26 protein-coding genes and 1 pseudogene are annotated in these 25,222 nt (G+C 66.9%); 17 read left to right on the forward strand and 10 right to left on the reverse strand.

The genetic code is table 11. The features are described from left to right. Positions 1 to 13: 13 nt before the first annotated feature. The 6 genes and pseudogenes from folC (at position 14) to GJV26_RS20805 (ending at position 6,629) form a co-directional block, all read left to right on the forward strand. A complete protein-coding gene (folC, locus tag GJV26_RS20780) occupies positions 14 to 1,300 on the forward strand; it encodes a bifunctional tetrahydrofolate synthase/dihydrofolate synthase (RefSeq protein WP_155710640.1) in 1,287 nt (428 codons plus the stop codon). An 8-nt stretch (positions 1,301 to 1,308) separates the two neighbouring features. Further along, entirely contained in the window at positions 1,309 to 2,316 is a 1,008-nt protein-coding gene (locus GJV26_RS20785) for an SPOR domain-containing protein (protein WP_155710641.1), read from the forward strand. Positions 2,317 to 2,426: 110 nt separating this feature from the next. Further along, positions 2,427 to 2,914 (forward strand): annotated as a pseudogene (locus tag GJV26_RS20790) (CvpA family protein). 42 nt (positions 2,915 to 2,956) lie between these two features. Beyond that, a complete protein-coding gene (purF, locus tag GJV26_RS20795; RefSeq protein WP_155710642.1) occupies positions 2,957 to 4,477 on the forward strand; it encodes an amidophosphoribosyltransferase in 1,521 nt (506 codons plus the stop codon). A gap of 41 nt (positions 4,478 to 4,518) precedes the next feature. Continuing rightward, on the forward strand, positions 4,519 to 5,760 hold the full coding sequence (locus GJV26_RS20800; RefSeq protein ID WP_155710643.1) for a cystathionine gamma-synthase family protein: 1,242 nt from the start codon (positions 4,519 to 4,521) through the stop codon (positions 5,758 to 5,760). Next, on the forward strand, positions 5,757 to 6,629 hold the full coding sequence (locus tag GJV26_RS20805; protein WP_155710644.1) for a pepsin/retropepsin-like aspartic protease family protein: 873 nt from the start codon (positions 5,757 to 5,759) through the stop codon (positions 6,627 to 6,629). Before GJV26_RS20800 ends, GJV26_RS20805 begins: the two co-directional genes overlap by 4 nt. Before the next feature lie 91 nt (positions 6,630 to 6,720). On the opposite strand, the gene lexA is transcribed toward GJV26_RS20805, so the two are convergent. Next, positions 6,721 to 7,401: a transcriptional repressor LexA gene (gene lexA, locus GJV26_RS20810; RefSeq protein WP_155710645.1), complete on the reverse strand. Its 681-nt coding sequence runs from the start codon at positions 7,399 to 7,401 to the stop codon at positions 6,721 to 6,723. A 279-nt stretch (positions 7,402 to 7,680) separates the two neighbouring features. Between lexA and rpsF the strand changes: the two genes are divergently transcribed. From rpsF to GJV26_RS20850, 8 genes are all read left to right on the forward strand, one after another. Next, positions 7,681 to 8,067, forward strand: coding sequence for a 30S ribosomal protein S6 (gene rpsF / locus GJV26_RS20815; RefSeq protein WP_155710646.1), 387 nt, complete (start codon positions 7,681 to 7,683; stop codon positions 8,065 to 8,067). An 18-nt stretch (positions 8,068 to 8,085) separates the two neighbouring features. Continuing rightward, the gene (gene priB, locus GJV26_RS20820; RefSeq protein WP_155710647.1) at positions 8,086 to 8,406 is read left to right on the forward strand and encodes a primosomal replication protein N; all 321 of its coding nucleotides are present in this window, start codon (positions 8,086 to 8,088) and stop codon (positions 8,404 to 8,406) included. A 1-nt stretch (position 8,407) separates the two neighbouring features. Continuing rightward, complete coding sequence (rpsR, locus tag GJV26_RS20825) at positions 8,408 to 8,698, forward strand: 30S ribosomal protein S18 (RefSeq protein ID WP_145651883.1); 291 nt, start codon at positions 8,408 to 8,410, stop codon at positions 8,696 to 8,698. A gap of 33 nt (positions 8,699 to 8,731) precedes the next feature. Then, a complete protein-coding gene (gene rplI, locus GJV26_RS20830) occupies positions 8,732 to 9,184 on the forward strand; it encodes a 50S ribosomal protein L9 (RefSeq protein ID WP_155710648.1) in 453 nt (150 codons plus the stop codon). Between the two features lie 345 nt (positions 9,185 to 9,529). Beyond that, the gene (locus GJV26_RS20835) at positions 9,530 to 10,915 is read left to right on the forward strand and encodes a replicative DNA helicase (RefSeq protein ID WP_155710649.1); all 1,386 of its coding nucleotides are present in this window, start codon (positions 9,530 to 9,532) and stop codon (positions 10,913 to 10,915) included. A 66-nt stretch (positions 10,916 to 10,981) separates the two neighbouring features. Continuing rightward, positions 10,982 to 11,608: a DUF47 domain-containing protein gene (locus GJV26_RS20840; protein ID WP_130188128.1), complete on the forward strand. Its 627-nt coding sequence runs from the start codon at positions 10,982 to 10,984 to the stop codon at positions 11,606 to 11,608. Positions 11,609 to 11,632: 24 nt separating this feature from the next. Continuing rightward, complete coding sequence (locus tag GJV26_RS20845) at positions 11,633 to 12,640, forward strand: inorganic phosphate transporter (protein ID WP_155710650.1); 1,008 nt, start codon at positions 11,633 to 11,635, stop codon at positions 12,638 to 12,640. A gap of 74 nt (positions 12,641 to 12,714) precedes the next feature. Beyond that, on the forward strand, positions 12,715 to 13,725 hold the full coding sequence (locus tag GJV26_RS20850; protein ID WP_155710651.1) for a bile acid:sodium symporter family protein: 1,011 nt from the start codon (positions 12,715 to 12,717) through the stop codon (positions 13,723 to 13,725). Positions 13,726 to 13,771: 46 nt separating this feature from the next. On the opposite strand, the gene GJV26_RS20855 is transcribed toward GJV26_RS20850, so the two are convergent. The 5 genes from GJV26_RS20855 to GJV26_RS20875 form a co-directional block, all read right to left on the reverse strand. Next, positions 13,772 to 14,164 carry a hypothetical protein gene (locus tag GJV26_RS20855; protein WP_155710652.1) on the reverse strand — a complete coding sequence of 131 codons (393 nt, stop codon included), beginning with the start codon at positions 14,162 to 14,164 and terminating at the stop codon, positions 13,772 to 13,774. Positions 14,165 to 14,231: 67 nt separating this feature from the next. Further along, complete coding sequence (locus GJV26_RS20860; RefSeq protein WP_155710653.1) at positions 14,232 to 14,618, reverse strand: VOC family protein; 387 nt, start codon at positions 14,616 to 14,618, stop codon at positions 14,232 to 14,234. A gap of 70 nt (positions 14,619 to 14,688) precedes the next feature. Continuing rightward, entirely contained in the window at positions 14,689 to 15,114 is a 426-nt protein-coding gene (locus tag GJV26_RS20865; RefSeq protein WP_155710654.1) for a hypothetical protein, read from the reverse strand. An 8-nt stretch (positions 15,115 to 15,122) separates the two neighbouring features. After that, entirely contained in the window at positions 15,123 to 17,078 is a 1,956-nt protein-coding gene (locus tag GJV26_RS20870; protein ID WP_155710655.1) for a GspE/PulE family protein, read from the reverse strand. Then, on the reverse strand, positions 17,075 to 17,971 hold the full coding sequence (locus GJV26_RS20875) for an MBL fold metallo-hydrolase (RefSeq protein WP_155710656.1): 897 nt from the start codon (positions 17,969 to 17,971) through the stop codon (positions 17,075 to 17,077). Before GJV26_RS20875 ends, GJV26_RS20870 begins: the two co-directional genes overlap by 4 nt. Positions 17,972 to 18,194: 223 nt before the next feature. Between GJV26_RS20875 and GJV26_RS20880 the strand changes: the two genes are divergently transcribed. From GJV26_RS20880 to GJV26_RS20890, 3 genes are all read left to right on the forward strand, one after another. Continuing rightward, complete coding sequence (locus GJV26_RS20880; RefSeq protein WP_229419375.1) at positions 18,195 to 20,408, forward strand: heavy metal translocating P-type ATPase; 2,214 nt, start codon at positions 18,195 to 18,197, stop codon at positions 20,406 to 20,408. Continuing rightward, positions 20,405 to 20,812 carry a Cu(I)-responsive transcriptional regulator gene (gene cueR / locus GJV26_RS20885; protein WP_155710657.1) on the forward strand — a complete coding sequence of 136 codons (408 nt, stop codon included), beginning with the start codon at positions 20,405 to 20,407 and terminating at the stop codon, positions 20,810 to 20,812. The genes GJV26_RS20880 and cueR overlap by 4 nt, the downstream gene beginning before the upstream one ends. A gap of 62 nt (positions 20,813 to 20,874) precedes the next feature. Beyond that, positions 20,875 to 21,624, forward strand: a complete 750-nt coding sequence (locus GJV26_RS20890) for a glutathione S-transferase (protein WP_155710658.1) — start codon at positions 20,875 to 20,877, stop codon at positions 21,622 to 21,624. Positions 21,625 to 21,627: 3 nt separating this feature from the next. Here the strand turns inward: GJV26_RS20890 and GJV26_RS20895 are convergent, their stop codons facing one another. From GJV26_RS20895 to GJV26_RS20910, 4 genes are all read right to left on the reverse strand, one after another. Next, entirely contained in the window at positions 21,628 to 21,828 is a 201-nt protein-coding gene (locus tag GJV26_RS20895) for a heavy-metal-associated domain-containing protein (protein ID WP_155710659.1), read from the reverse strand. Positions 21,829 to 21,907: 79 nt separating this feature from the next. After that, complete coding sequence (gene ampC, locus GJV26_RS20900) at positions 21,908 to 23,056, reverse strand: class C beta-lactamase (protein WP_155710660.1); 1,149 nt, start codon at positions 23,054 to 23,056, stop codon at positions 21,908 to 21,910. 167 nt (positions 23,057 to 23,223) lie between these two features. Then, positions 23,224 to 23,982 (reverse strand): LytR/AlgR family response regulator transcription factor, encoded by a 759-nt coding sequence (locus GJV26_RS20905; RefSeq protein WP_155710661.1) that lies wholly within the window; start codon positions 23,980 to 23,982, stop codon positions 23,224 to 23,226. Between the two features lie 2 nt (positions 23,983 to 23,984). Further along, entirely contained in the window at positions 23,985 to 25,100 is a 1,116-nt protein-coding gene (locus GJV26_RS20910) for a sensor histidine kinase (protein WP_155710662.1), read from the reverse strand. Positions 25,101 to 25,222 lie beyond the last annotated feature (122 nt).

The raw sequence follows: 25,222 nt of genomic DNA on the forward strand, positions 1-25,222 counted from the left end.
TCTTCCGAGATTTATGTCCAACCCGACCACCTTGCCCGAATGGCTCGCGCTGCTGGAATCGCGCCACGCCGAAACCGTCATCAACATGGGCCTCGACCGCGTGCGCGCCGTCAAGGAGCGGCTGCAGCTGCAGTTCGCCTGCCCGGTGATCATGGTGGCCGGCACCAACGGCAAGGGGTCCACCTGCGCGATGCTGGAATCGATCCTGCTGCGCGCGGGCTACCGCGTCGGCCTGTACATCAAGCCGCACTTCCTCGATTTCAACGAGCGCGCACGCGTCAACGGTGACCTGGCTTCCGATGCGATGCTGGTCGAGGCCTTCGATGCCGTCGAGGCCGTGCGCGGCGACACGCCGCTGACCTATTTCGAGTTCACCACGCTGGCGATCATGCACCTGATGAGCAAGTCGTCGCTCGACGTGGCGATCCTCGAAGTGGGCCTGGGCGGCCGGCTCGACGCCGTCAACATCGTCGATGCCGACGTGTCGATCGTGACCAGCGTGGACATCGACCATGTCGATTACCTGGGCGGCACGCGCGAACAGATCGGCTTTGAAAAGGCCGGCATCTTCCGGCCGGGCAAGGCGGCGATCTGCAGCGACCCGGTGCCGCCGCAGGCGCTGGTCGACCACGCCGCCGCGATCGGCGCCGACCTGTGGCTGATGGGCCGCGACTTCAATTATTCGGGCGACAAGCAGCAGTGGAACTATGGCGGCCGTGCGCAGCGCCGCAACGCGCTGGCCTATCCGAGCCTGCGCGGCGCGAACCAGCTGCTCAATGCCTCGGCCGCGCTGGCCGCGCTCGAGGTGCTGAAGAGCGAACTGCCGGTCGGCGCGCAGGAAGTGCGGCATGGCCTGGTGACGGTCGAGCTGCCGGGGCGCTTCCAGGTGCTGCCGGGCCGCCCCAGCGTGATCCTCGACGTGGCGCACAATCCGCACGCGGCATCCGCGCTGAACCAGAACCTGGGCAACATGGGCTATCACCCGTACACGTTCGCCGTGTTCGGCTCGATGCACGACAAGGATATCGACGGCGTCATCAAGGCCATCGGCGGGTCGATCGATCACTGGTGCGTGGCCACGCTGCCGTCGCCGCGCGCCGCCACCGCTTCCGAACTGGCCGCGAAAGTGCAGGCCAGCGTGCCCGACCTGCACGAAAAAACCGTCAATGTGTTCGATTCGCCGGCACAAGCTTTTGCAAATGCAATCAGCCGGGCGGGCGAGAATGATAGAATTGTGGTCTTTGGCTCGTTCCTGACGGTGGCTGGCGTCATGGCCGCCCGAAAATCCTCTCTTCACTGATATCACGCATGGGCTTGTTCTCGAAATTCGGCAAAAACAAGCAGCAGTCCCCAGAAGACAGCGGCTATTACCGCGCCGCGGACGACCGCGCGATCACGGAGCGGGCACGCTCCAAGCGCGCCTCGTCCGCCGATGCCGGCGCCACTCCCACCCGCGGGCGCGGCCGCAAGGAAGCTCCCGACCCCGTGCTGCCCGAGAAGAAGCGCGCGCGCCGCCGCCTGGTCGGCGCCATCGCGCTGGCGCTCGCCGTGGCGATCGGTCTGCCGATGGTGCTCGACTCGGAGCCGAAACCGCTGGCGAACGACATCGCGATCCAGATTCCGCCCCGCGACAAGCCCGACAGCGGCAAGCCCGCCGGCGATGGCCCGGATGCCGGCACCGCGGCCAACGACAAGGCGGTGGCCGCCGCGGTCGACAGCAAGACGGCGCAGGCCGAAGCGCTGGACCAGAGCGAGGAAATCGTCGAGCCGGAAGACAATACGCCGGTGGTCGCCGCGCCGCCGCGGCCGTTGCGCAAGCCCGAATCGAAGCCCGAACCGGTGAAGGCCGAGCCGCCGAAGCTGGCCGCGCACAAGCCGGAACCGAAAGTAGCCGAGCACAAGCCGGAACCGAAAGTGGCCGAGCACAAGAGCGAGCCGAAGCCGGAGCCGAAGAAAGTTGCCGAGGCGAAGCCGGAACCGAAGAAGCCGGAAGTCAAGCCCGAGCCGAAGCATGAAGCCAAGCCGACGCCGAAGACCGACGATGCCGCGCGCGCGCTGGCTCTGCTTGAAGGCAAGGCCACGCCGGCCGATTCCGGCCGCTTCGTGATCCAGGTGGCCGCGCTGGCCGCGAAGGACAAGGTCGAGGAACTGCAGGGCAGGCTGCGCGAGGCGGGTATCAAGTCGTTCACGCAAAAGTCGCCTTCCGGCGAACTGACGCGCGTGAAGGTGGGGCCGTTCGGCAGCCGCGAGGAGGCGGAAAAGGCCAAGGCCAGGCTGCAGAAGATCGGCCTGTCCGGTAGCCTGAGCCCGGCTTGAGCGTGCCGGCAGCTGCGAAGACCCCGTTTGCGCGACTCATATGCGTAACTCGTCCGGCTAACTCATTTGCATAACCCTCTTGCGTACCTTATTGCGTGGCCATGCCGGCGTTGACCATCTTCGATTACCTGGTGCTGTTCGTGCTGGCCACTTCCGTGATCGTCAGCATGCTGCGCGGCCTGGTGAGGGAAATGCTGTCGCTGCTGGGCTGGATCGTGGGGTTCGTGGTCGCCAATGCGTACGGCGCCGAACTGGCGGCCATGCTGCCGGCCGCGATCCCCGGCGAGGTGGTGCGCCTGATCGTGGCGTTCGTGGCGCTGTTCATCGGCGTGCGCATCCTGATGGGTTTGCTGTCGATGGCCGTGTCGGCATTGGTCGAGGCTGGCGGCATGACACTGGCGGACCGCGGCCTGGGCGGCCTGTTCGGCCTGGGGCGTGGCCTTGTAATCGTGCTGGCGGGCGTCATATTGTGCGGCATGACGTCGATTCCCCAGCAGGACTTCTGGCGCGAAGCGCTGTTCTCCCCATCGCGGAAACCGGTGTGCGGACCGTGAAACCCTTCCTGCCAGCTGCCGTTGCGCAGCACGTGCAATTTTAGATTTTCTTACATCAAGTAGCACCCTGTTTAGGAGCACAGCTTATGTGTGGCATCGTCGGCGTCGTTTCCCATCAACCTGTCAACCAGCTGCTGTATGACGCGCTGCTGTTGTTGCAACACCGCGGCCAGGACGCGGCCGGTATTGCAACCAATCACAGCAGCATGTTTTCGATGCACAAGGCCAACGGCCTCGTGCGTGACGTATTCCGCACCCGGAACATGCGTTCGCTGATGGGCAATTCGGGTATCGGCCACTGCCGTTATCCAACGGCGGGTTCGTCGTCGGAAGAGGAAGCGCAACCGTTTTACGTCAACGCGCCGTTCGGCATCACGCTGGCGCACAACGGCAATCTCACGAACTGGGACCAGCTCAAGAGCGATATGTTCAAGAACGATCGCCGCCACATCAACACCGATTCCGACTCGGAAATCCTGCTGAACGTGCTGGCGCATGAAATCCAGAAGGCGACCACCGGCTATTCGCTCGATCCCGGCACGCTGTTCGATGCCGTGACGGTGCTGATCCGCCGGGTGAAGGGGGGCTATGCGGCCGTGGCGCAGATCGCCAACGTGGGCCTGCTGGGCTTCCGCGATCCACACGGCATCCGCCCGCTGTGCCTCGGCATCGTCGAGACTGAAAGCGGTACCGAGTACATGCTGGCGTCCGAATCGGTGGCGCTGGAAGGCGCCGGATTCCGCTTCGTGCGCGATGTGTTGCCGGGCGAGGCCGTGTTCATCGATGCCGACCACAAGCTGCACAGCCGCATCTGCGCCGACAACCCGTCGCTGAACCCGTGCGTGTTCGAATACGTGTACCTGGCGCGGCCCGATTCCGTGATCGACGGCGCGTCCGTCTACAGCACCCGCCTGAAGATGGGCGAATACCTGGCCGACAAGATCAAGCGCGAAGGCCTGGCGGACGACATCGATGTCGTGATGCCGATCCCCGATTCGTCGCGTCCGGCGGCAATCCAGCTGGCGTTGCGCCTTGGCAAGGAGTACCGCGAAGGCTTCATCAAGAACCGCTACATCGGCCGCACCTTCATCATGCCGGGCCAGGCGCTGCGCAAGAAATCGGTGCGCCAGAAGCTGAACGCGATCGGCGACGAGTTCAAGGGCAAGAACGTGCTGCTGGTCGACGATTCGATCGTGCGCGGCACCACCAGCCGCGAGATCGTGCAGATGGCGCGCGATTCGGGCGCGAAGAAGGTGATCTTCGCTTCCGCCGCGCCGCCGGTGCTGTACCCGAACGTGTACGGCATCGACATGCCGACCCGCGACGAACTGATCGCCCACGGCCGCACCGTCGACGAAGTGTGCAAGGAAATCACGGCCGATGCGCTGGTGTACCAGGACCTGGACGACCTGAAGCGGGCAATTTCCGACGTCAATCCGGCACTGACGAGCTTCGAGGCATCCTGCTTCGACGGCAAGTACATCACCGGCGATGTGTCGGCGGATTACCTGGACCGCATCGAGCATGCGCGCCACAATCCCAAGGCGAAAGTCGAGGATGCCGCGCGCACCCAGCTGAACCTGAACGCGGCCACGACCGAAGCGTGAATCTCGGGCTCCTCGCGGAGCCCTTTTTTTTCTGTGACCAAATGAACGACAAGAAAAACTACGGTTTCACCACCACGATCCTGCATGGCGACCGCCAGAAGACCATCGAGCAGGGATCGCTGCACAAGCCCGTCCATACGTCCGTTGCGTTCGGCTATACCGATGCGCGCCAGCTGGCCTCGGTATTCCAGGGCCGCGAGCCGGGCTTCCGTTACGGCCGCCAGGGCAACCCCACGGTGTCGGCGCTGGAAGAAAAAGTGAACAAGATGGAAGGCGGAGTGGCCACCCTGTGCTTCGCCACCGGCATGGCGGCGATCGGCGCCGTGTTCCAGTCGCTGTTGCGCGCCGGGGACCACGTGGTGTCGTCGTCGTTCCTGTTCGGGAACACGAATTCGCTGTGGCAGACGGTGGCCGGGCAGGGCGTGGGCGTCGATTTCGTCGATGCGACCGATGTCGCCAACGTGGCCGCCGCCATCCGCGACAACACGCGCATCGTGTTCGTCGAGACCATCGCCAATCCGCGCACGCAGATCGCCGACCTGCGGCGCATCGGCGAGCTCTGCGCCGAAAAGGGCATCCTGTACATCGTCGACAACACGATGACCACGCCTTACCTGTTCCTCCCGAAAGCGGTGGGCGCGGGCATCGTCATCAATTCGCTGACGAAATCGATCGCCGGCCACGGCAACGCGCTGGGTGGCAGCCTGACCGATACCGGCGCCTACGACTGGGGCCGCTTCCCGAACATCTTCGAGAATTACAAGAAGGCCGCGCCCGCGATGTGGGGCATCACGCAGATCCGCGCCAAGGGGCTGCGCGACTTCGGCGCCTCGCTCGGCCCGGAGGCGGCGCACCACATTGCCGTGGGCGCCGAGACGCTGGCGCTGCGCATGGAGCGCACCTGCGCCAACGCCCGCGCGCTGGCCGAGATGCTGGCGGCCGATCCGCGCGTGGCCGCCGTGCACTATCCGGGCCTGCCGTCGCACCCGCAGCATGCCATCGCAACGGACCTGTTCAAAGCCTACGGCTCGCTGTTCAGCTTCGAGCTGCGCGACGGCATCGACTGCTTCGACTACCTCAACCGCCTGAAGGTCGCCGTGCCGGCATCGAACCTGGGCGATACGCGCACGCTGGTGATTCCCGTCGCGCACACGATCTTCTACGAGATGGGTGCCGAGCGCCGCGCATCGATGGGTATCGCCGAATCGCTGATCCGCGTGTCGGTGGGCATCGAGGATACCCTCGATCTGGTCGACGATTTCCGGCAGGCGCTGGACGCATGATGCACCGCTGCCGCGGTGCGGCGGTCTTGCTGGCCGCCGCATCGCTGTGCACCGCTGCGCATGCCGGGGTATCGGTGCCGCTGGCCCTGGAAAAGGGCATCCCGGTCGCGCAGCTGACGATCGACGGCGCCACGTTCCCGTTCACGTTCGACATCGGATCGAGCCGCACCGTGCACCTGACGCGCGACGTGATGGCGAAGATCCCCGGCCTGCGGCTTACCGGGCGCAAGCAGCGCAGCGCCGACCTGGCCGGCAAGGTGCGCGAGGAAGAAGAGTTCGTGATTCCCGACCTCGTCATCAACGGCGTGGCGTTCGGCGAGGTGACCGGCGTATCGTATGAGGCGTGGGGCCTGAACATCGGCAAGGAGGCGGGCCCGCCGCCGCATTCGGTAATCGGCCTGGGCCTGTTCGCGCAGCAGCCGTTCGTCTACGACCAGTCGGCGCGCACGCTGCGCTTCGGCGCGCCGCTCGACGCGGGACCGGGCTGGCAGGCGCTGCCCCATGAGAAGGTCCACGAGGGTATCGTCACGACATTGTCGAACGGCCGGGCGAGCTACCGGCTGGTGTTCGATTCGGCCGCCAGCATCTCGCTGGTCAAGCCGCAATCGGTGCAGGCACAGAAGGACGACACGGCGCCATGCGACCTGTTCGGGCCAGGAAAGCCTTGCCGGACAGTGTCGCTGGCGCTGCCGGGAGGAGGTGCGGTCAAGCCCTACCTGATGCCGCTGCCGGAATTCTTCCAGCCGGATGGCATCGTGGGCGCGGACTTTTTCGGACAGCGTGCCGTGTACGTGGACCTGGCCAACGGCAAGGTGGCGGTGCGGCCCACGGGGCAGGCAGGCGCGCAAGAGGAGAGCAGGGGCCGCTGAGCACCCGGCAGGCAGTGCCTGGTGCTCAGTACCGGATTCTCAGACCTGATTCCCGGTGCCAGCTTCCCGGCGCCGGGTACCTGGCAGGTACTCAGTGCCAGGTGCGCAGCAGGCCGACCGCCAGGCCTTCGAGCGCGAACTCATCGTCCGGGTTCACCGTGATGATCTTGAAATCCGGGTTTTCGGGCAGCAGCTCGATCGTTGAACCGGTGCGGCGATAGCGCTTCACCGTCACCTCGTTGCCGATGCGGGCGACCACGATCTGGCCGTTCTTCGCGCTGTCCACCTTCTTCACGGCCAGCAGGTCGCCGTCCATGATGCCGACATCGCGCATCGACTCGCCGCGCACCTTCAGCAGGAAATCGGGCTTCGCGGAGAACAGCGCGGGATCGACGCTGTAGCTCTTTTCCAGGTTTTCCTGTGCCAGCATCGGCGAACCGGCGGCCACGCGGCCGATCAGCGGCAGTTGCATCAGCAATGCCGCCGGCACGTGCGGCAGGGAATCGGACATAGGCGCGGACATGGGCGCGGACATGGCGGGCGCGGCCGGCGCCGCGCGCTCCCCCAGCAGGCGGATGCCGCGCGACGTGCCGGCGGTGATCTCGATCGCGCCTTTGCGCGCCAGCGCCTTCAGGTGTTCCTCGGCCGCATTGGCCGATTTGAAGCCCAACTCGGCGGCGATTTCCGCACGGGTCGGCGGGAAGCCGGTGGTGGTGATGGCATCCCTGATCAGATTGAGAATTTGTTCCTGCCTTGCAGTGAGCTTGATCATGATGCGATAGCTGTGGATATAGACAGTCTGTATTTTTGTACAGTACTCGCGCGAATGCAAGGGTAAACCGTGCTTTCGCCGAAATATTTCTTTAAAGGCGGCGTTTAGCCTGGTTTTGAAGCAACATTGCCGGCGGGGGGCAGCTGCGACGGCCAGCCGGGATGGCCAGGCGGTAACTAGCAATTGTCCAAAATCCCTGCTATGCTAGCGGGCTTACCTCTTCCCACACCCGTCTTGACGCCGGGGTGGGCTATCAACACAGTCCTTAAGGGAGTTTGCATGCGTCACTACGAAATCGTATTTATCGTCCATCCGGACCAAAGCGAGCAAGTGCCCGCGATGATCGAACGTTACAAAGCCAGCGTGACCTCGCGCGGCGGTAATGTCCACCGCGTCGAAGATTGGGGCCGCCGTCAAATGGCTTACTCGATCCAGAAACTGGCCAAGGCACACTACATCTGCCTGAACATCGAGTGCGACAACGACACTCTGGTGGAACTGGAAACCGCGTTCAAATTCAATGATGCCGTGCTGCGCCACCTGACCGTCAAGATGAAGAAAGCGGAAACCGCTCCTTCGCCAATGATGAAGTCGGTCCAGCGCGAAGACGCTGCCAAGAGCCACCGCGCCGAAGCTGCTGCGCCTGCCGCCGCCGCTGCCGCCTAAATTCGTTTCGGAATTCCGCTGAACCAGCTCCAGTTTGTCGGCCTCATCACCGAACGGGAAGTGATTCGTTTCACCCCGGCCGGCATGCCGATTGTGAATGCAGTATTGCAGCACAGTTCGCAGCAGATGGAGGCGGGCATTGCCCGACTGACCGAGTTCGAAATCTCCGCGGTTGCCGCGGGCGAGATTTCCGGCCGGTTCAGCCAGGCGCCACTGGGAGCCGTGTACGAGTTCACGGGGTTCCTCGCGAAGAGAAGCCGCAACAGCAAGAGCCTGGTATTTCACATCATTGATTTTCGTGCCGCTCCAGCGACACAACATTTAGATACAGGAGCCTAAAATGGCATTCGGTAAAAAGTTCGACAAAAACAAAGCCAAGCTGAAAGAAAAGCGCAAACAGCAGAACCCGCTGTTCAAGCGCAAGAAGTTCTGCCGCTTCACCGCCGCCGGCGTTGAACAAGTCGATTACAAAGACGTCGACACCCTGAAAGATTTCGTCCAGGAAAACGGCAAGATCATGCCGGCACGCCTGACCGGCACCAAGGCGCACTACCAGCGTCAAGTGGATACCGCGATCAAGCGCGCTCGCTACCTGGCCCTGCTGCCTTACACCGACCTGCACCACGCTTAATCGGCGGCAGTACAGATAGAACTGGAGAATATTATGCAAATCATTCTGCTTGAAAAAGTTATCAACGTCGGCAACCTGGGCGACGTGGTGAAGGTCAAGGACGGCTACGCACGTAACTTCCTGATCCCGCAAAAGCTGGCACGCCGCGCTACCACGGCTGCCGTGGCCGAGTTCGAAGCCAAGCGCGCCGAACTGGAAAAAGCCGCCGCTGAAAAGCTGGCAGCCGCACAGGGCCAGGGCGAAAAGCTGAACGGCATGACCGTCAACGTGTCGCAAAAAGCTGGTGTCGATGGCCGCCTGTTCGGCTCCGTCACCAACTACGACATCGCCGAAGCCCTGACCAAAGCCGGCTTCGCCGTGGAAAAAGCTGCCGTGCGCCTGCCGAACGGTCCGCTGAAGACCACCGGCGAGCACGCGGTATCGGTGGCACTGCACACCGACGTCGTGGTCGATGTGACCGTCGCCGTCGTTGGCGAAGCTGCCTAAGCCTGCCGGGAACCTGTTCCTCGACAGACTGTCGCACCAATGAAGAAGCCGGGTTCGCCCGGCTTTTTTTATGGCGCGGCCGAACCGCATATCGCGGGATCGCAGTCCACCGTTACCAGGCCGACATGCGTTGCAGGGCGCCGCGCCGGTGGTGGCAATCCGGCGCGCCGGGGTTGCAACAGTGCCGCGACAGCGCGGCGACAAGCCCGCGGTTTGGCTGTTATAACTGACAGTCGCGGGGCGGTTGCAAGCCTGCGAATCCCCCGCAAGCGGCGTGGCGCTCCTGCCACCAAACTTGCCAACCATTATGAACTCTGACCTGCGTATGCAGGTATAATGCGCGCCATGAATGCCCCATCCGACCCGCAAGTCGATTCCCTCCGCATCCCGCCGCACTCGATCGAAGCCGAGCAATCGGTCATCGGCGGCCTGCTGCGCGATAACGCCGCGTGGGACCGTATCGCCGACTTCATGCACGCGGAGGATTTCTACCGCTACGACCACCGCATCATCTTCGAACAGATGGTCCGGCTGATCAACGCCGGCAAGCCGGCGGACGTCATCACCGTGTTCGAAGCGCTGACGATGCTCGGCAAGGCCGATGAAGTCGGCGGCCTGCAATACCTGAACGCGATGGCGCAGAACACGCCGTCGGCCGCCAACATCCGCCGTTACGCCGAGATCGTGCGCGACCGCGGCGTGCTGCGCAAGCTGATCACCGTGGCCGATGAAATCTCCGGTACCGCGTTCAGCCCGCAGGGCAAGGAAGTCAAGCAGATGCTCGACGAAGCCGAGTCCAAGATCTTTGCGATCGCCGAGCAGGGTGCGCGCGGCTCGCAGGGCTGGACCGCGGTGCAGCCGCTGCTGACGCAGGTCGTCGAGCGCATCGATGAACTGTACAGCCGCGACAGCGGCAGCGAGATCACCGGCGTGCCGACCGGTTTCGCCGACCTCGACAAGATGACGTCCGGCCTGCAGGCGGGCGACCTGGTCATCGTGGCCGGCCGCCCGTCGATGGGCAAGACGGCATTTTCCGTCAATATCGGCGAAAACGTCGCGATCGAAGCCGGTCTTCCCGTCGCCGTGTTCTCGATGGAGATGGGCGGCGCGCAGCTGGCGATGCGTATGCTGGGCTCCGTTGGCCAGCTCGACCAGCACCGCCTGCGTACCGGCAAGCTGAACGACGAAGACTGGCCACGGCTGACGCACGCCATCCAGAAAATGAACGAAGCGCAGCTGTACATCGACGAAACGCCGGCGCTGAACCCGATCGAGATGCGCGCCCGCGCGCGCCGCCTGGCGCGCCAGTGCGGCAAGCTCGGCCTGATCATCGTCGACTACCTGCAGCTGATGACGGGTTCGCAGCCCGGCGACAACCGCGCCGCCGAGATTTCCGAGATTTCCCGTTCGCTGAAGGGCCTGGCGAAGGAACTGCACTGCCCCGTGATCGCGCTGTCGCAGCTGAACCGCTCGCTGGAACAGCGGCCCAACAAGCGCCCCGTGATGTCCGACCTGCGCGAATCCGGCGCTATCGAGCAGGATGCGGACGTGATCATCTTCCTGTACCGCGACGAGGTCTACAACCCCGATTCGCCGGACAAGGGCACCGCCGAGATCATCATCGGCAAGCAGCGTAACGGTCCCATCGGCGCCATCCGCCTCACCTGGATGGGCATGTACACCAAATTCGGTAACTACACCGGTAATCTGTCGATCTACCAGGGCGACTGATGCAATGAGGGGCCGTCTTGAGCAACGGCCCCGGCAGCACCCACGAATCAACCAACGGAGAATAAAATGTTTGGACGCCTGATGCCCACCGAGGGCAAATTCTTTGACCTGTTCAACCAGCATGCTGAACTGTGCGTCAAGGGCGCGAAAGAAATGCTGGGTCTGATGACCAATTTCGACGACCTGGAAAACCGCGTGCATGCGATCGAAAGCATCGAAAAACAGGCCGACAAGATCACCTACACCACGGTGGATCTGCTGCACAAGACGTTCATCACGCCGATCGACCGCGATGACATCCACAAGCTGATCACCAAGATGGACGACATCCTGGACATGATGGAAGACGCGGCCCAGACCGTGTCGCTGTACGACCTGCACGCCGTGACGCCGGAAGCCAAGCGCCTGGCCGAACTGGTGCTGGCCTGCTGCGAGAAGGTCAAGGAAGCCGTGGCGCTGCTGTCGAACATGGACAATGCCCGCGACATCGTCGGCATCTGCGAAGAGATCGATCGCCTGGAATCGGACGCCGACCACGTGATGCGCGCCGCGATGTCCAAGCTGTTCCGCGACGAGCCGGACGTGCGCAACCTGATCAAGATGAAGGCCATCTACGAGATCCTGGAAACCGTCACCGACCGCTGCGAAGACGTGGCCAACATCATCGAAGGCATCATCGTCGAGAACGCGTAAGCGTCGCACGATCAAAACAAAAACATGCAGACTTTAGAAATCAGCATTTACGCGCTGGGGCTGCTGATCGCCCTGGCCCTGATCTTCGACTTCATGAACGGCTTCCACGACGCGGCGAATGCCATCGCGACCGTGGTGTCGACAGGCGTCCTGAAACCGCAGACCGCCGTGGCGATGGCGGCGTTCTTCAACTTCATCGCGATCTTCGTCGTCGGCCTGCACGTGGCGACCACGATCGGCAAGGGTACCATCGACCCGCATGTGGTCGACCATTACGTGATCTTCGGCGCCCTGGTCGGCGCCATCGTGTGGAACCTGATCACGTGGTACTACGGCATTCCGTCGTCGTCGTCGCATGCGCTGATCGGCGGCCTGGTCGGCGCGGCGGTCGCCAAGTCGGGTACCGGCGCGCTGATCGCCGGCGGCCTGATCAAGACTGTGGTGTTCATCGTCGTGGCGCCGCTGCTGGGCTTCTTGCTCGGCACGCTGATCATGCTGATCGTGTCGTGGGTGTTCGTCAAATCCACACCGCGCCGCATCGACACGTGGTTCCGCCGCCTGCAGCTGGCTTCCGCCGCCTACAGCCTGGGCCACGGCGGCAACGATGCGCAGAAAACCATGGGCATCATCTGGATGCTGCTGATCGCCTCCGGCCACGTGGCCGCCGATGCGACCGCGCCGCCCACCTGGGTCATCGTTTCCTGCTACGGCATGATCAGCTTCGGCACGCTGTTCGGCGGCTGGCGCATCGTCCGGACGATGGGGCAGAAGATCACCAAGCTGAAACCGGTCGGCGGCTTCTGCGCCGAAACCGGCGGCGCGATCACGCTGATCATGGCATCGATCTGGGGCGTGCCCGTATCGACCACGCACACGATCACCGGCGCCATCGTCGGCGTCGGCTCGGCGCAGCGCCTGTCTGCGGTGCGCTGGGGCGTGGCCGGCAACATCGTGTGGGCCTGGGTCTTCACCATCCCCGCATCGGCGTTCGTCGCCGCGATCTTCTGGTGGATCGGCACCAAGATCATGTAACGCGGCGGACCTGCCGGTCCTCACGAAAAAAAGGGAGCCGCGGCTCCCTTTTTTCGATTGCGCTAGAATGCCGGATGCCTTCCGTTCTTTCCTCCCTCGCCAAGTTCAAGCCCGACAATTTCACGCTGGTCCTGCTGGCCACCGTTGCCGTCGCCACCGTGTTGCCGTGTACCGGGCAGGTGGCCATGGTCCTCGGCGACATCACCACCGTCGTGATCGGCCTGCTGTTCTTCCTGCACGGCGCCAAGCTGTCCCGACAGGCCGTCATCGCCGGCATGACGCACTGGCGCCTGCACCTGCTCGTGCTGTGCTCCACGTTCGTGCTGTTCCCGGTCCTGGGCCTTCTGTTCAAGCCCGTCGCGCTGCTGGTGCTCACGCCCGAGCTGTACATGGGCCTGCTGTTCCTGTGCATGCTGCCATCGACCGTGCAGTCGTCGATCGCGCTGACCGCGCTGGGGCGCGGCAATGTGCCGGCGGCCGTCTGCAGCGCCTCGGCATCGAACTTTCTCGGCATCTTCATCACGCCGCTGCTGGTTTCCACGTTCGTCGTGCAGGGCCATGCCGCGCGCTCCACCGGCGATGCGGTGCTGGCCATCGTGCTGCAGTTGCTGGTGCCGTTCATCGCCGGCCAGTTGCTGCGGCCCGTGATCGGCGCCTGGGTCGACCGCAACAAGCCGATGCTGAAGTATGTCGACCAGGGCTCGATCCTGCTGGTCGTCTACACCGCCTTCTCGGCGGCGGTCAGCGAGGGCCTGTGGCACAAGGTGTCGCCGGGCATGCTCGTCACGCTGGGCGTCGTCTGCTGCGTGCTGCTGGCGATCGTGCTGGCGCTCACGTTGTACGCGAGCCGCAAGCTGGGTTTCTCGCGCGAGGACGAAGTGACGATCGTGTTCTGCGGCTCGAAGAAGAGCCTGGCCTCCGGCGTGCCGATGGCGAAGGTGCTGTTCGCCACGTCGTCGCTGGGCATGATCATCCTGCCGGTGATGCTGTTCCACCAGATCCAGCTGATGGTGTGCGCCGTGCTGGCGCAGCGGTTCGCGCAGCGCCAGGCGGCGATGCCGGATGCCGCCCCTGTGGCGGAGTGAATCGCTGCCGGATCGCTACCTGGGACCGGATCGATCCCGGGTCCGGTCAAGCCTCCAGCGGCGCGTCCACCAGCGGTGCCGCGCGCAGCGCGCGGATGCGTGGATCGACGAAGTAGCCGCCGGCCTCCGTATAGCACAGCCATGCGCGGCCGCAGTTGCGGCAATGCGCCGCGTCGCACCGGTTGTACGGATACCAGCGCGGCGCGATCGGCGCGTCCGGGCTGTCGTAGCGCGTGCCGCCGGGGTGATATTCGGCGAACGTCGGCTCCACGAACGGGTCTTCCCGCAGCGTGCCCACCGGTACCAGCAGCGCGGGATCCAGCGTGGCCGGGCGGCTGATCCAGCCGTCGGCGCGATGGATCACGCATTCGCAGGGAATGTCGATCGTGTCGGATTGCGCGGCCAGCACCAGCAGCGCGTTGAAATCGAGGATGTTCATGCGGCGATTGTAGCGCGCCCGCTCGCACCTGTACCGGCGCGCGGTATCCGTATCCGCCCGCACCGCCTCAGGCGTGACAGCACACGCACAGCTTGTTGCCATCCGGATCGCGGAAGTACCCGCCGTAGTAATGCGCATGGTATTCCGGCCGCGGGCCGGGCGGGCCTTCGCAGCGGCCGCCATGGACCAGCGCGGCGGCATGCGCGCGGTCGACGGTGGCGCGGTCCGGCGCCAGCAGCGCCGTCATCGCGCCATTGCCGGTGGTGGCCGGCATGCCGTCGAACGGAGCGCCGATCAGCAGCAGCGGGCGCGGCGCGTCGTGCGGCATCCAGCCGGCCCATGGCCGGCTGTCGTCGCGAAATCGCAGCGGCTGGCCGAGCACCGCCATGACGGCCGAATAAAACGCGAAGGCGCGCTCGAAATCGGTCACGCCGATGAACACGTGGGACAGCATGGTCATTCTCCCCAACCGGTTTTTCCGTGAATCTCCCGTAAATCTTTTTCCCGCCGCGCTTCCAAATACTTCAGCGCTTGAGCATGACGATCGCCTGCATCACTTCCAGCGAACGCCACGCCATCGCCGCACCCAGCGCGACGAACGTGGCGCCGAACACCACCGCGTAGGCGCCGCCCATCCATCCGCCCAGCCACAGCGCGGCCGCCACGACCAGGATCGTCACCAGCAGCCGCGTGGCCCAGCTTTCGTGCCCCTCGGCGCCGGTCGTGAGGTTGCGGTGCGCGTAGGCGGTAAACAGCTTGGCGCGGCGGCGGCCGACCACGAGCAGCTCCTGGCCCTCGGCGATGACGAGCGGCGCGGACGAGACGATCTTGACCAGTTGCCCGTCGAGCCGGAACACCGCCGCGTGCACGACGCTGGTGCCGGTCTTCGGGTTGTGCGAGACGGTTTTTCCGCGCCGTAGTTCCGTCACTGTTCCCCTGAGTTTTTCCATGTGTGCCCTTACCGCGCGCAGGCCGCGCGCACCATCCTGATATCCGTGATCCCGGCCAGCACCTTGCCGATGCCGTCCATCTTCAGCGTGCGCATGCCGTCCTCCAGCGCCGCCGACTTCAATTGTGCCGCGCCCGCACATCCGGCCAACAGCCGCGCGCTGCGCTCGCCGGCCATCATCAGCTCGAACAGGCCGGCACGGCCGCGATAGCCGCCGTGGCATTCGGCGCAGCCCGCCGCGCGGTACAGCGTGAAGCGGCCATCGGCGCCGGCGTGGCGCTCGCGCCAGCCGGCCAGAACGCGACCGCGCACCGCGCCCGTGTCGACGGCGATATGATCGGTGGAAGGCGCAGGCTGCAGCTCCTCGCAATACTCCGTCAGCAGCAGGTCCAGCTCCGCCGCACCGGGGTGATACGCCTGGCGGCACGCCGTGCACAGCCGCTTGACCAGCCGCTGCGCCAGCACGCCGAGCAGCGCATCGGCGGCGCCGAACGGGTCCAGCTCCAGCGCGAGCAGCCGCAGCGCCGCCTCCGGCGCGCCCCGCCCGGGCAAGGCCGCCAGCACCAGGCGGCCCTCGAGTGCCGCCTCCATCGCCAGGCCCGCCGTTTCCCGGTCGCGCAATGCGCCGACCATGATCACATCCGGGTCGGCATGGCGGAACGCGCGCAGCGCGCCGGCGAAATCGGGCCGCGCCGCGTGGCCGACCGGCACCTGGCGCAGGCCCGGCTGCACGATCGTCACCGTCTCCTCGGCGGTCCAGATCTTGCGCTCCGGGCTGTTCACCGATTCCAGCAGCGCATGCAGCGTGGTGGTCTTGCCGGCGTCCGCCGGGCCGGCCACGAGGAACAGGCCGCGGGCCCGGGCGATGCCGCCGCGCAGCCGGGCGAGATCGTCCGGCGCGATGCCCAGTCGCGCGAGCGGCACCGGTCCGGCGGCCGGCGCGATGCGCAGCACCGCCTCTTCGCCGGCGGCCGATGCGAGCGCGGTCACGGCCAGCCGCATGTCCGGCAAGCCATGCTCGCCGCAGCGGATCGTGCCATGCCGCGCCATGCCCCTGGCGCCAACTTCGAGGCCGCCAAGGACCGCGATGTGCGCCAGCAGCGCGCAGGCATGGGCAACAGGCAGGCTGGCATACGGCACCAGCGTGCCGTCGCGGCGCAGGCGCACCGCGCTGCCGGCACCGGACGCCGGTTCGATATGGATGGCCGAAGCGCCCAGCCGCCGCGCATCGGCGACGATGCGCGCGAACAGGCGCGGTGCGTCGCCGGCAGCCGGCACGGCCACCACGGCATGCGTGGCCGCGGGCCGGCCGGCCGGCTTGCCGACACCCTGCGCCGCCGGCGCGGGCGCGGGCGCGCTCGCGCGGCCCGGCCGTGCCGGCAGCAACGCCGCCATCGGCACGGCCAGGTGCGCGGCCAGCTGCGCGGCCGCATCGGCGGCCGCGGCGGGAAATGCCCGCCCGTCGCGCGTATTGACCAGCTGGATCACGCCGAGTACCGCTCGGTTGTCCGGCTCGAACACCGGCACGGCCAGCACCTGCCGCGTGCGGTAGCCGGTGCGCTGGTCCACGCCGCGCGGGAAGCGCAGCCCGGGCGCGATCCGCGCCAGCTCGCCGTCGTCGTAGGCGTCGGCGATGCTGGCCGTCCGGCGCGCCAGCGCCACGTGGCCGGCGATGCTGTGCGGCGTGATCGCCACCTTCACGTCGCGGCATGCGCCGGAGCCGGTCCTTACCCGGGAAACGAGGTAGTCGCGGTCGGCATCCACGGCATACAGCGTGAAGCGCTCGCAGGCGAACAGGGCGGCCAGCGCGCCGTCGGGGTCGAGCATGATCCCGTCCAGGCCGCCGGCATCGCGCAGCCTGGCCGCCACTGTCTCCATGGGCGTTCCGGTGAGTGTCGCGGCAGACGCCTGCGCGGGCTGCTGCGGGCGCGCCATCCGCGCGCCGCCATCGGCGATCGTGTTCATCCCAGGTCGACTTCCAGGCCTTCGTAGGCGAGAAACACCCGCAGGCCGCCAGGCAGCGGCGCATGGCGCGCCATCACTTCGGCGAACACGGCTTCCAGCTCGTCGTCGCCGCGGGTGGGTTCGTGGTGCGTGCAATAGAGGCGTTTCGCGCCGGTGCGCGCCGCCATCGCCAGCGCGCCGTCGAACGTGCCGTGGCCCCAGCCCCGCTTCGACGGATATTCTTCCCGCGTGTACGAACAGTCGACGATCAGCGCGTCCACGCCGCGCGCCAGGTCGTCGATCGCGGCCGTGCGTCCCGCCACGTGGCGCGCGAACGCCGCGTGTTCCGGCTGGTCCGGCGCGTACAGGTTGTACAGCGGCTCGTGGTCGCCCGTGAAGAACAGCGACTTGCCGTTGCAGTCGACCCGGTAGCCCAGGTCCGTCACCGGGTGGCTCATCACCACGTTGCGCACCACGGCGTCGCCCACCGGCAGCGCCTCGCCCACGGCCAGCGTGCGGTACTCGATCGTCGCGGCCATCTGCGCCTCGCCCACGGGGAAGTAGCTGTTCTGCAGCTGCACGCCCATCACGTGCCCGATGCCGTTGCCCGTGGCCGGGTCGATCGCGCCATGCAGGCGCACGGTGCTGCCCTCGATGAACAGCGGAGTGAAGAACGGCAGGCCGTGGATGTGGTCCCAGTGGCTGTGCGTGATGAAGATATTGGCCACGATGGGGCGCCGGGGCGAGGCCGCCAGCGACTGGGCAAGGCAGAACAGGCCGGTACCGCCGTCGAGCACGATCAGCGTGTCGTCGTCGCTGCGGATCTCGATGCAGGTGGTGTTGCCGCCATACCGCACGGTGCGCGGTCCCGGCGAGGGGATCGAGCCGCGCACCCCCCAGAATTTGAATTTCATGCGTACACCCCGTCGTTATCCTCTTTTGCCCGGCAGTGGCGGCAAGTCCTCACGGATGATAGCGGTTTTTTGCCCGTATTTGGCCAGTTTTGCCACCGCTTGTAGTTTTCCTGCAGGCAAAGTTATCCACGCTGGCGGGTCGTTGGCGCGGGCGCGAAATACGTTGACCTTCCCATCATGGGATACTCCATGCTGGCGACATCATGGCAGCAGGAGCATCACGATGAATACCCATCTTTCCCACGACGTCCGCATCGGCGGCATGAGTTGCGCGGCGTGCGCCGGCCGTGTCGAGAAGGCCCTGGCCGCCGTGCCCGGCGTGCGCAGCGCCAGCGTCAACCTGGCGACCGAGACGGCGCGGGTCGAAACCGCGGCGCCGCTGGCGTTCGACGCGCTGCGCACCGCCGTCGAGAACGCCGGCTTCGAAGCCGCGCCGGTCGACACGGCGGCAGCGCCCGGGGCGGAGCCCCCGGACGATGCCGGAGGCACCGTGCACGACTGGCTGCGCGGCGCCAATCACGGGTTGCCGGTCGTGTTGTCGGCATTGCTGTCGCTGCCGCTGGCCGCGCCGATGCTGCTCGCGCCCCTCGGCGTGCACTGGATGGCCGCGCCGTGGCTGCAATGGCTGCTGGCCACGCCGGTGCAGTTCCTGTTCGGGGCGCGCTTTTACCGCGCCGGCTGGCACGCGGCGAGGGCAGGGGCCGGCAACATGGACCTGCTGGTGGCGCTCGGCACCAGCGCCGCGTATGGCCTGTCGGTGTACCTGTTGCTGGCGGGGCATGCCGCGCACCTGTATTTCGAGGCATCGTCGGCCGTCATCACGCTGGTGCTGCTGGGCAAGTGGCTGGAAGCGCGCGGCAGGCGCCAGACCACCGCGGCGATCCGCGCGCTGCGCACGCTGCGCCCGGACTCGGCGCGCGTGCGGCGCAACGGCATCGATGCGGATGTGCCGATCGCCAGCGTACGCCCGGGCGATGTCGTCGTGGTCCGCCCCGGCGAGCGCATCGCCGTGGATGGCGAAATCGCCGAAGGCGCCAGCGATGTCGACGAGGCGCTGATCACCGGCGAGAGCCTGCCGGTGGCGCGCGGCGCGGGCGACCGCGTGACGGGCGGCGCGATCAATGGCGCCGGCCTGCTGCTGGTGCGCACCACGGCCACCGGCGCCGAGACCACGCTCGAGCGCATCATCCGCCTGGTCGAGGATGCGCAGGCGGCCAAGGCGCCGGTGCAGCACCTGGTGGATCGCGTGAGCGCCGTGTTCGTGCCCGTCGTGCTGGCGATCGCCGGGCTGACGCTGGCCGGCTGGTGGTTCGCCTCGGGCAACCTGGAAACGGCCACGATCAACGCGGTGGCGGTGCTCGTCATCGCCTGCCCGTGCGCGCTGGGCCTGGCCACGCCGGCAGCCATCATGGCCGGCACCGGCGTGGCGGCGCGCCACGGCATCCTGATCAAGGATGCGGCGGCGCTGGAAACGGCGCGCGGCATCACCGCCGTGGTGTTCGACAAGACCGGCACGCTGACCCAGGGCCGTCCGGTGCTGGCGGTTCTGCGCCCGCACGGCATCGCCGCGGACGGGCTGCTGGCGCTGGCCGCGGCCGTGCAGCGCGGCAGCGAGCACTCGCTGGCGCGCGCCGTGCTGGATGCGGCGCACGACAGGAAAGTGGACGTGCCGGCGGCCCAGGCCGTGACGGCGCTGCCGGGCCGCGGCCTGGCGGCGGCGGTCGATGGCCGCGACCTGGTGCTGGGCAGCACGCGGCTGATGACCGAGCGCCGGATCGACCTGGCGCCGCTGCAGGGCGAGGCGGCGCGGCTCGAACAGTCCGGCCACACCGTGTCGTGGCTGGCCGATGCCGGCGCATGCCAGTTGCTGGGCCTGCTCGCCTTCAACGATCCGCCCAAGCCGACGGCGCGCGCGGCGGTGGCGCGGCTGCATGCGCAAGGCATCGCGACCACGATGCTGACGGGCGATAACGCCGGCAGTGCCCGGGCGGTGGCGGAGGCGACCGGCATCGGCGGCGTGGCCGCCAACCTGCTGCCGGCCGACAAGACCGCGCACATCGCCGGCCTGAAGGCGCGGGGCGCGCGGGTGGCGATGGTGGGCGACGGCATCAACGACGCGCCGGCGCTGGCGGCGGCCGACGTGGGCATCGCCATGGCCACCGGTACCGACGTGGCGATGCACGCGGCCGGCATCACGCTGATGCGCGGCGACCCGGCGCTGGTGGCCGATGCGCTCGACATTTCGCGACGCACCTTCGCCAAGATCCGCCAGAACCTGTTCTGGGCCTTCGTCTACAACCTGGCCGGCATTCCGCTGGCGGCGCTCGGCCTGCTCAACCCGATGGTGGCGGGCGCCGCGATGGCGCTGTCGTCGGTCAGCGTGATCGGCAATGCGCTGCTGCTGAGGCGCTGGCGTCCGCGCCGGGAGGCGGCATGAACATCGGCCAGGCCGCCGCCGCCTCGGGCGTGACAGCCAAAATGATCCGCTACTACGAAAGCATCGGCCTGGTGCCGGCCGCGCAGCGCACCGACGCCGGCTACCGCGTCTACGGCGCGCGCGACATCCATACGCTGCGCTTCATCCGCCGCGCGCGCAAGCTGGGTTTCTCGCTGGAGCGCATCGCCGGACTGCTGTCGCTGTGGCGGGACGACAGCCGCGCCAGCGCCGACGTGAAGCGCATCGCGCTGGACCATGTGGCCGAGCTGGACGAACGCATCCGCGAGCTGACGGAAATGCGCGACACGATCGCCACGCTGGCCGCCTGCTGCCATGGCGACGGGCGCCCGGACTGCCCGATCCTGCAGGGAATCGCCGCCGGCGACGGCGTCAAGGGCGCGTGAAGGATGCGGGAAGGATGGGGAAAAAACACGCCGCGCGCCGCCTGCCTCACGGCCGGGCTAGAATGCCCGCGACCCCATTGTCAGGAGATGCTGTGGAACCCTATATCCTGTATTACTGGCCCACGATCCAGGGCCGCGGAGAATTCGTGCGGCTGGCGCTGGAAGAAGCCGGCGTGCCGTACCGCGATGTCGGCCGGCTCAAGTCGGGCATGCCGCAGATCGAAGCGGTGCTCGATTTCCGGCGCGAGCCGCAGCCCGCGTTCGCACCGCCGGTGCTGCGCGCGGGCGAACTGCTGATCGGGCAGGCCGCCAATATCCTGCAGTTCCTGGGAGCCCGCCATGGCCTCGCCCCGCGCAGCGAGAAGGGCAGGCTGCTGTGCAACGGGCTGCAGCTGACGATCGCCGACATCGTGGCCGAAGCGCACGATACGCACCACCCGATCTCGGTGAACAGCTATTACGAAGAGCAGAAGCGGGAAGCGAAGGCGCGCTCGAAGGTGTTTCGCGCCGAGCGGATGCCGAAATTCCTCGGCTACTTCGAGCACGTGCTGGCGTCCAATCCGGCGCGGGGAAATTTCGCCGTCGGCGCGAAGCTGACCTACGTGGACCTGTCGCTGTTCCAGCTGGTGGAGGGCCTGCGCTACGCATTCCCGAAAACGATGGCGCAGCTGGAGCCGGAATTGCCGCGGCTGGCGGCGCTGTGCGAGGCGGTGCGGCAGCGGCCGAACATCGCCGCCTACCTGAAGTCGAAGCGGCGCATTCCCTTCAACGAGGAAGGGATCTTCCGCCGCTATCCCGAGCTGGAGAAATAACCTTCAGCGGGCGGCGCTGACCGCATAGCCGGCATCGGCGATCGCCGCCCGGACGGCATCGAGCGCCGCATCGGACTGTACCTTCACCGCCTTGCCGGCCAGGTCGACATCGACCTGCGCATTGCCGTCGAGCGCCTTGACGGCTTTCGTGACGGCCGCGACGCAATGGCCGCAGCTCATGTTTTCAACCTGCAGTTCGTACATGGTGACTCCTCGAATGGCGATGGCGTACTGTAACCCTTCCCACCGGGGGAAGGTCAAGCGAACACCCGCCTGAGGAGGGCTAGGGCACCGGCTGGCCCAGCTGTGTGAGGATCGCATGCGCCGCCTTCACCCGCGCCTCGTTCGGATAGGCCTTGTTGGCCAGCATCACGATGCCGATCTTCCGGGCCGGCACGAATGCCGCGTAGGCGCCGAAGCCGCCGGTGGAGCCGGTCTTGTTGAACAGTACCGGCGCGGCCGGCAAGGAGCCCGGGGCGATCGGCTTGGCGGGATTGGCTTCCCGGCTCATCTTCGGCGAATTGCCGGCCACCAGGCGCTCCAGCGCGACCGGATACGGATACTGCTCCCAGCCCAGCCCCTGCACCATCGGGCCCATGTCGAAGTAACCGACGTGGGTGGCGGCCACCGCCTGGCGCAGCGGCGTTTCCAGCCGGCCGGGATCGATATTGGCCTGCAGGAAGCGCAGCATGTCGGTCGCCGTCGACTTGACGCCATAGGCTTCCGCATCGAACGCGCCCGGGTTGACCCGCACCGGCCTGCCGTCGCCATTGTAGCCCCACGCATAGTTCGCCATCGCGGCGGCCGGCACCTTCACATGGCTGTGCCGCATGCCGAAGCCGGGGAACAGCCGGGTCTCGACGGCGGTGCCGAAATCCTGCCCCAGCGCGCGCGCCGCCACGTGGCCCAGCAGACCGATGCTGGGGTTGGAGTAGCGGCGCTGCGTGCCGGGCGGGGCCGCCGCCTGCCACTGGCGCAGCCAGTCGATCTCGTTCGTCACGTCGTCGGGAAACTGCAGCGGCAGGCCGCCCGCCGTGTAGGTGCCGAGTTCGCGCAGCGTGGCCCGGTCGACGGCGCTGCCAGCCAGCTGCGGCACGTACTTGCCGGGATGGTCCTCCCACCCCAGCTTGCCCTGCGCCTGCGCATAGGCTGCCAGCGTGGCGGTGAACGTCTTGCTGATCGAGCCCAGCTCGAACAGCGTCTCCGGACCGACCGGCGTGCCGTGCTCCTTCGAGGCGACACCGTAATTGAACACCGCCGGCTGGCCGTCGACGATGATGCCGACCGCCATGCCGGGCACGCCATGCTCGGCCATCAGAGGGCCGATGGCGGCATCGACAACGGCGCGCAGGCGCGTTGCATTGTCGGCGGCGAATGCGGGGGAGGCCAGTGCCAGGAAAAGCGGCAGGCATTTGAACGGGCGTTTCAACATGTTCTCCGGAATCTGCAAGGGACCGGGAAAGTATAGGCGGCACCCGCGGTTTCGGACAGCCGGGCCATCCCGGCGAGCCGCCACTTCGTCACTATCGAGCTTCAAAGCGGCGTTCCAGGGCGGGAACTCCAGGGCGGGGTTTCACGGCGGAGCTTCAAGACGGACCTTCAAAACGCCATCGCCGCCTTCAGCGCCGCCAGGTAGCTGCCGCTGACCGGCACCACGCCGCCGCAGCGCAGTGCCAGGCGGTGGCTGCCTTCGCCGCCGGTGGCCAGGCTGGCGATCTGGTCACGGCGCACGATCGCGCCGCGGTGCACGCGCAGGAAGCGGGCCGGATCGAGCAGGGCCTCCAGCCGGTTGAGCGTGATCCGGTGCAGCACGGTGCGTGCCGGCAGGTGCAGTTCGACGTAGTTGCCGGCCGCTTCCATCCACAGGATCTCGTCGACGACCACCTGCTCGATGCGCCCGACCGAGCGTACGCCGATGCGCTCGGGATAGGGCGCGGCCCCGGCCACGGCATAGTCGCGCAGCGCGGCACCGTAGGCTTCGCGCTGGCGCTGGCGCAGCATCGCCGCGGCGCGTTCCACGGCGTGGGCGAGACGTGTATCGTCCAGCGGCTTGAGCAGGTAATCGAGCGCATGCACCTCGAACGCATCGACCGCGTGCGCGCTGAACGCGGTCACGAACACGATCAGCGGCGGCTCGCACAGGCATGCCAGCTCGCGCGCCAGCACCAGCCCGGTTTCTCCGGGCATCTGCACATCGAGGAAGATCACGTCGACGTCGTGGCGCGCCAGGGCGGCACGCGCCGCCGCGTTGCCGTCGCATTCGGCAACCAGCTGCCAGTCCGGGTAATCGGCCAGTGCGAGGCGCAAATTGATGCGACCGGGTTCTTCGTCGTCGACGATCAGGTAGCGTACCGGCATCGTCAGCCCTGCGCCGCGAGCGGCAGGCGCACTTCGGCCACGAATCGATCGTCGCGTACGCCTGCGCGCAGCGAGGCGCCGGGCGTCTGGCGCCGCAGCCGGTCGCGCGTGTTGGCCAGGCCCAGCCCGGCACCGGGATTGGGCGACGCCTGCGCGCTGACCGGGTTGGTCACGGTAACCACCATCTCGCCGCCATCGCGGGCGAATGTCAGCGTGATGTCGCCGGGGCCGTCGTGGCAATCGAGGTCGTGGCGCAGCGCGTTCTCGATCAGCGGCTGCAGCGACAGGGGCGGGCAGTCGACATCGTGCAGCAGCGCGTCGTCGGCGCCTTCGATCGATATGCGCAGCCGGGCCCCGTAGCGCAGGCGCTGCAGGTCGAGATAATCGCGCACGAACTGCAGCTCCGCCGCCAGCGTGGCCGTCTGGTCCGTGCTGGCCGCCAGCGCATAGCGCAGCAGCGTGCTGAGGCGGCCGATGCCGGCCAGGGCCACCGGCTTGTCGCCGGCGCGCACCAGCGCGCTGATCGCGTTGAGCGCGTTGAACAGGAAATGGGGTTCGAGCTGCGCGCGCAACGCCAGCATGCGCTGTTCTTCCAGCTGCAGGCGCAGGTTCAGCATGTCGTTCTGGGCGCGCTGCCAGGCCAGTTCGCGGTCCTTCGCCTGCCGCCAGTAATGGATCGCCAGGATCGCGGCGAACGTGGCGGTGGTGGTGAACCAGCCCACCAGCAGCATCTTCATCAGCAGGCGGCGCGCATCGTCGAGGCTGGCCACGTCGAGGTAATCGCGCAGCCAGGCGATGTACAGCCATTGCGCCGGCTGGAACAGCAGCACGAGGCCGACGAACAGGGCGACCACGCTGCGCGGGCGCGCCACCAGTACCGGCCAGCGCCCCAGCGCCGTGACGAGCACCGCGGAAAGCACCATCAGCGGGATCGCGTATTCGATGAACCAGGTCGCCAGCAGCACCGGATAGCGGCTGGCCACGCCGGTGCGCAGGTTGTCGCTGTAGGTCTGCAGGGCGCCCAGCGCGCTGATCGCCGTCCAGACCAGCGCACTGAGGATCACCGTTCTGGCGGCCGGTTTCGGAATCGGGAAGGAGCGGGGAGAAGGCGTGGTCATCGGCGGAAAGTATACCAGCGCCCCGTGGGCCGCCGGGCGTGGCCGTCCCCTGGAAACGGTATTCCATCCCACGCTGGTCGGCGTCCGCGGCGCGGCGCGGCAGAATCGGCTGTCCAAACCAC

It is taken from the genome of Pseudoduganella dura (genome assembly GCF_009727155.1).
Lineage (GTDB): Bacteria > Pseudomonadota > Gammaproteobacteria > Burkholderiales > Burkholderiaceae_D > Rugamonas > Rugamonas dura.

Coding starts and splice junctions, on each gene's coding strand:
- folC (WP_155710640.1), top strand. CDS start 14: ATGTCCAACCCGACCACCTTGCCCGAATGGCTCGCGCTGCTGGAATCG.
- GJV26_RS20785 (WP_155710641.1), top strand. CDS start 1,309: ATGGGCTTGTTCTCGAAATTCGGCAAAAACAAGCAGCAGTCCCCAGAA.
- purF (WP_155710642.1), top strand. CDS start 2,957: ATGTGTGGCATCGTCGGCGTCGTTTCCCATCAACCTGTCAACCAGCTG.
- GJV26_RS20800 (WP_155710643.1), top strand. CDS start 4,519: ATGAACGACAAGAAAAACTACGGTTTCACCACCACGATCCTGCATGGC.
- GJV26_RS20805 (WP_155710644.1), top strand. CDS start 5,757: ATGATGCACCGCTGCCGCGGTGCGGCGGTCTTGCTGGCCGCCGCATCG.
- lexA (WP_155710645.1), bottom strand. CDS start 7,401: ATGATCAAGCTCACTGCAAGGCAGGAACAAATTCTCAATCTGATCAGG.
- rpsF (WP_155710646.1), top strand. CDS start 7,681: ATGCGTCACTACGAAATCGTATTTATCGTCCATCCGGACCAAAGCGAG.
- rpsR (WP_145651883.1), top strand. CDS start 8,408: ATGGCATTCGGTAAAAAGTTCGACAAAAACAAAGCCAAGCTGAAAGAA.
- rplI (WP_155710648.1), top strand. CDS start 8,732: ATGCAAATCATTCTGCTTGAAAAAGTTATCAACGTCGGCAACCTGGGC.
- GJV26_RS20835 (WP_155710649.1), top strand. CDS start 9,530: ATGAATGCCCCATCCGACCCGCAAGTCGATTCCCTCCGCATCCCGCCG.
- GJV26_RS20840 (WP_130188128.1), top strand. CDS start 10,982: ATGTTTGGACGCCTGATGCCCACCGAGGGCAAATTCTTTGACCTGTTC.
- GJV26_RS20845 (WP_155710650.1), top strand. CDS start 11,633: ATGCAGACTTTAGAAATCAGCATTTACGCGCTGGGGCTGCTGATCGCC.
- GJV26_RS20850 (WP_155710651.1), top strand. CDS start 12,715: ATGCCTTCCGTTCTTTCCTCCCTCGCCAAGTTCAAGCCCGACAATTTC.
- GJV26_RS20855 (WP_155710652.1), bottom strand. CDS start 14,164: ATGAACATCCTCGATTTCAACGCGCTGCTGGTGCTGGCCGCGCAATCC.
- GJV26_RS20860 (WP_155710653.1), bottom strand. CDS start 14,618: ATGCTGTCCCACGTGTTCATCGGCGTGACCGATTTCGAGCGCGCCTTC.
- GJV26_RS20865 (WP_155710654.1), bottom strand. CDS start 15,114: ATGGAAAAACTCAGGGGAACAGTGACGGAACTACGGCGCGGAAAAACC.
- GJV26_RS20870 (WP_155710655.1), bottom strand. CDS start 17,078: ATGAACACGATCGCCGATGGCGGCGCGCGGATGGCGCGCCCGCAGCAG.
- GJV26_RS20875 (WP_155710656.1), bottom strand. CDS start 17,971: ATGAAATTCAAATTCTGGGGGGTGCGCGGCTCGATCCCCTCGCCGGGA.
- GJV26_RS20880 (WP_229419375.1), top strand. CDS start 18,195: ATGAATACCCATCTTTCCCACGACGTCCGCATCGGCGGCATGAGTTGC.
- cueR (WP_155710657.1), top strand. CDS start 20,405: ATGAACATCGGCCAGGCCGCCGCCGCCTCGGGCGTGACAGCCAAAATG.
- GJV26_RS20890 (WP_155710658.1), top strand. CDS start 20,875: ATGCCCGCGACCCCATTGTCAGGAGATGCTGTGGAACCCTATATCCTG.
- GJV26_RS20895 (WP_155710659.1), bottom strand. CDS start 21,828: ATGTACGAACTGCAGGTTGAAAACATGAGCTGCGGCCATTGCGTCGCG.
- ampC (WP_155710660.1), bottom strand. CDS start 23,056: ATGTTGAAACGCCCGTTCAAATGCCTGCCGCTTTTCCTGGCACTGGCC.
- GJV26_RS20905 (WP_155710661.1), bottom strand. CDS start 23,982: ATGCCGGTACGCTACCTGATCGTCGACGACGAAGAACCCGGTCGCATC.
- GJV26_RS20910 (WP_155710662.1), bottom strand. CDS start 25,100: ATGACCACGCCTTCTCCCCGCTCCTTCCCGATTCCGAAACCGGCCGCC.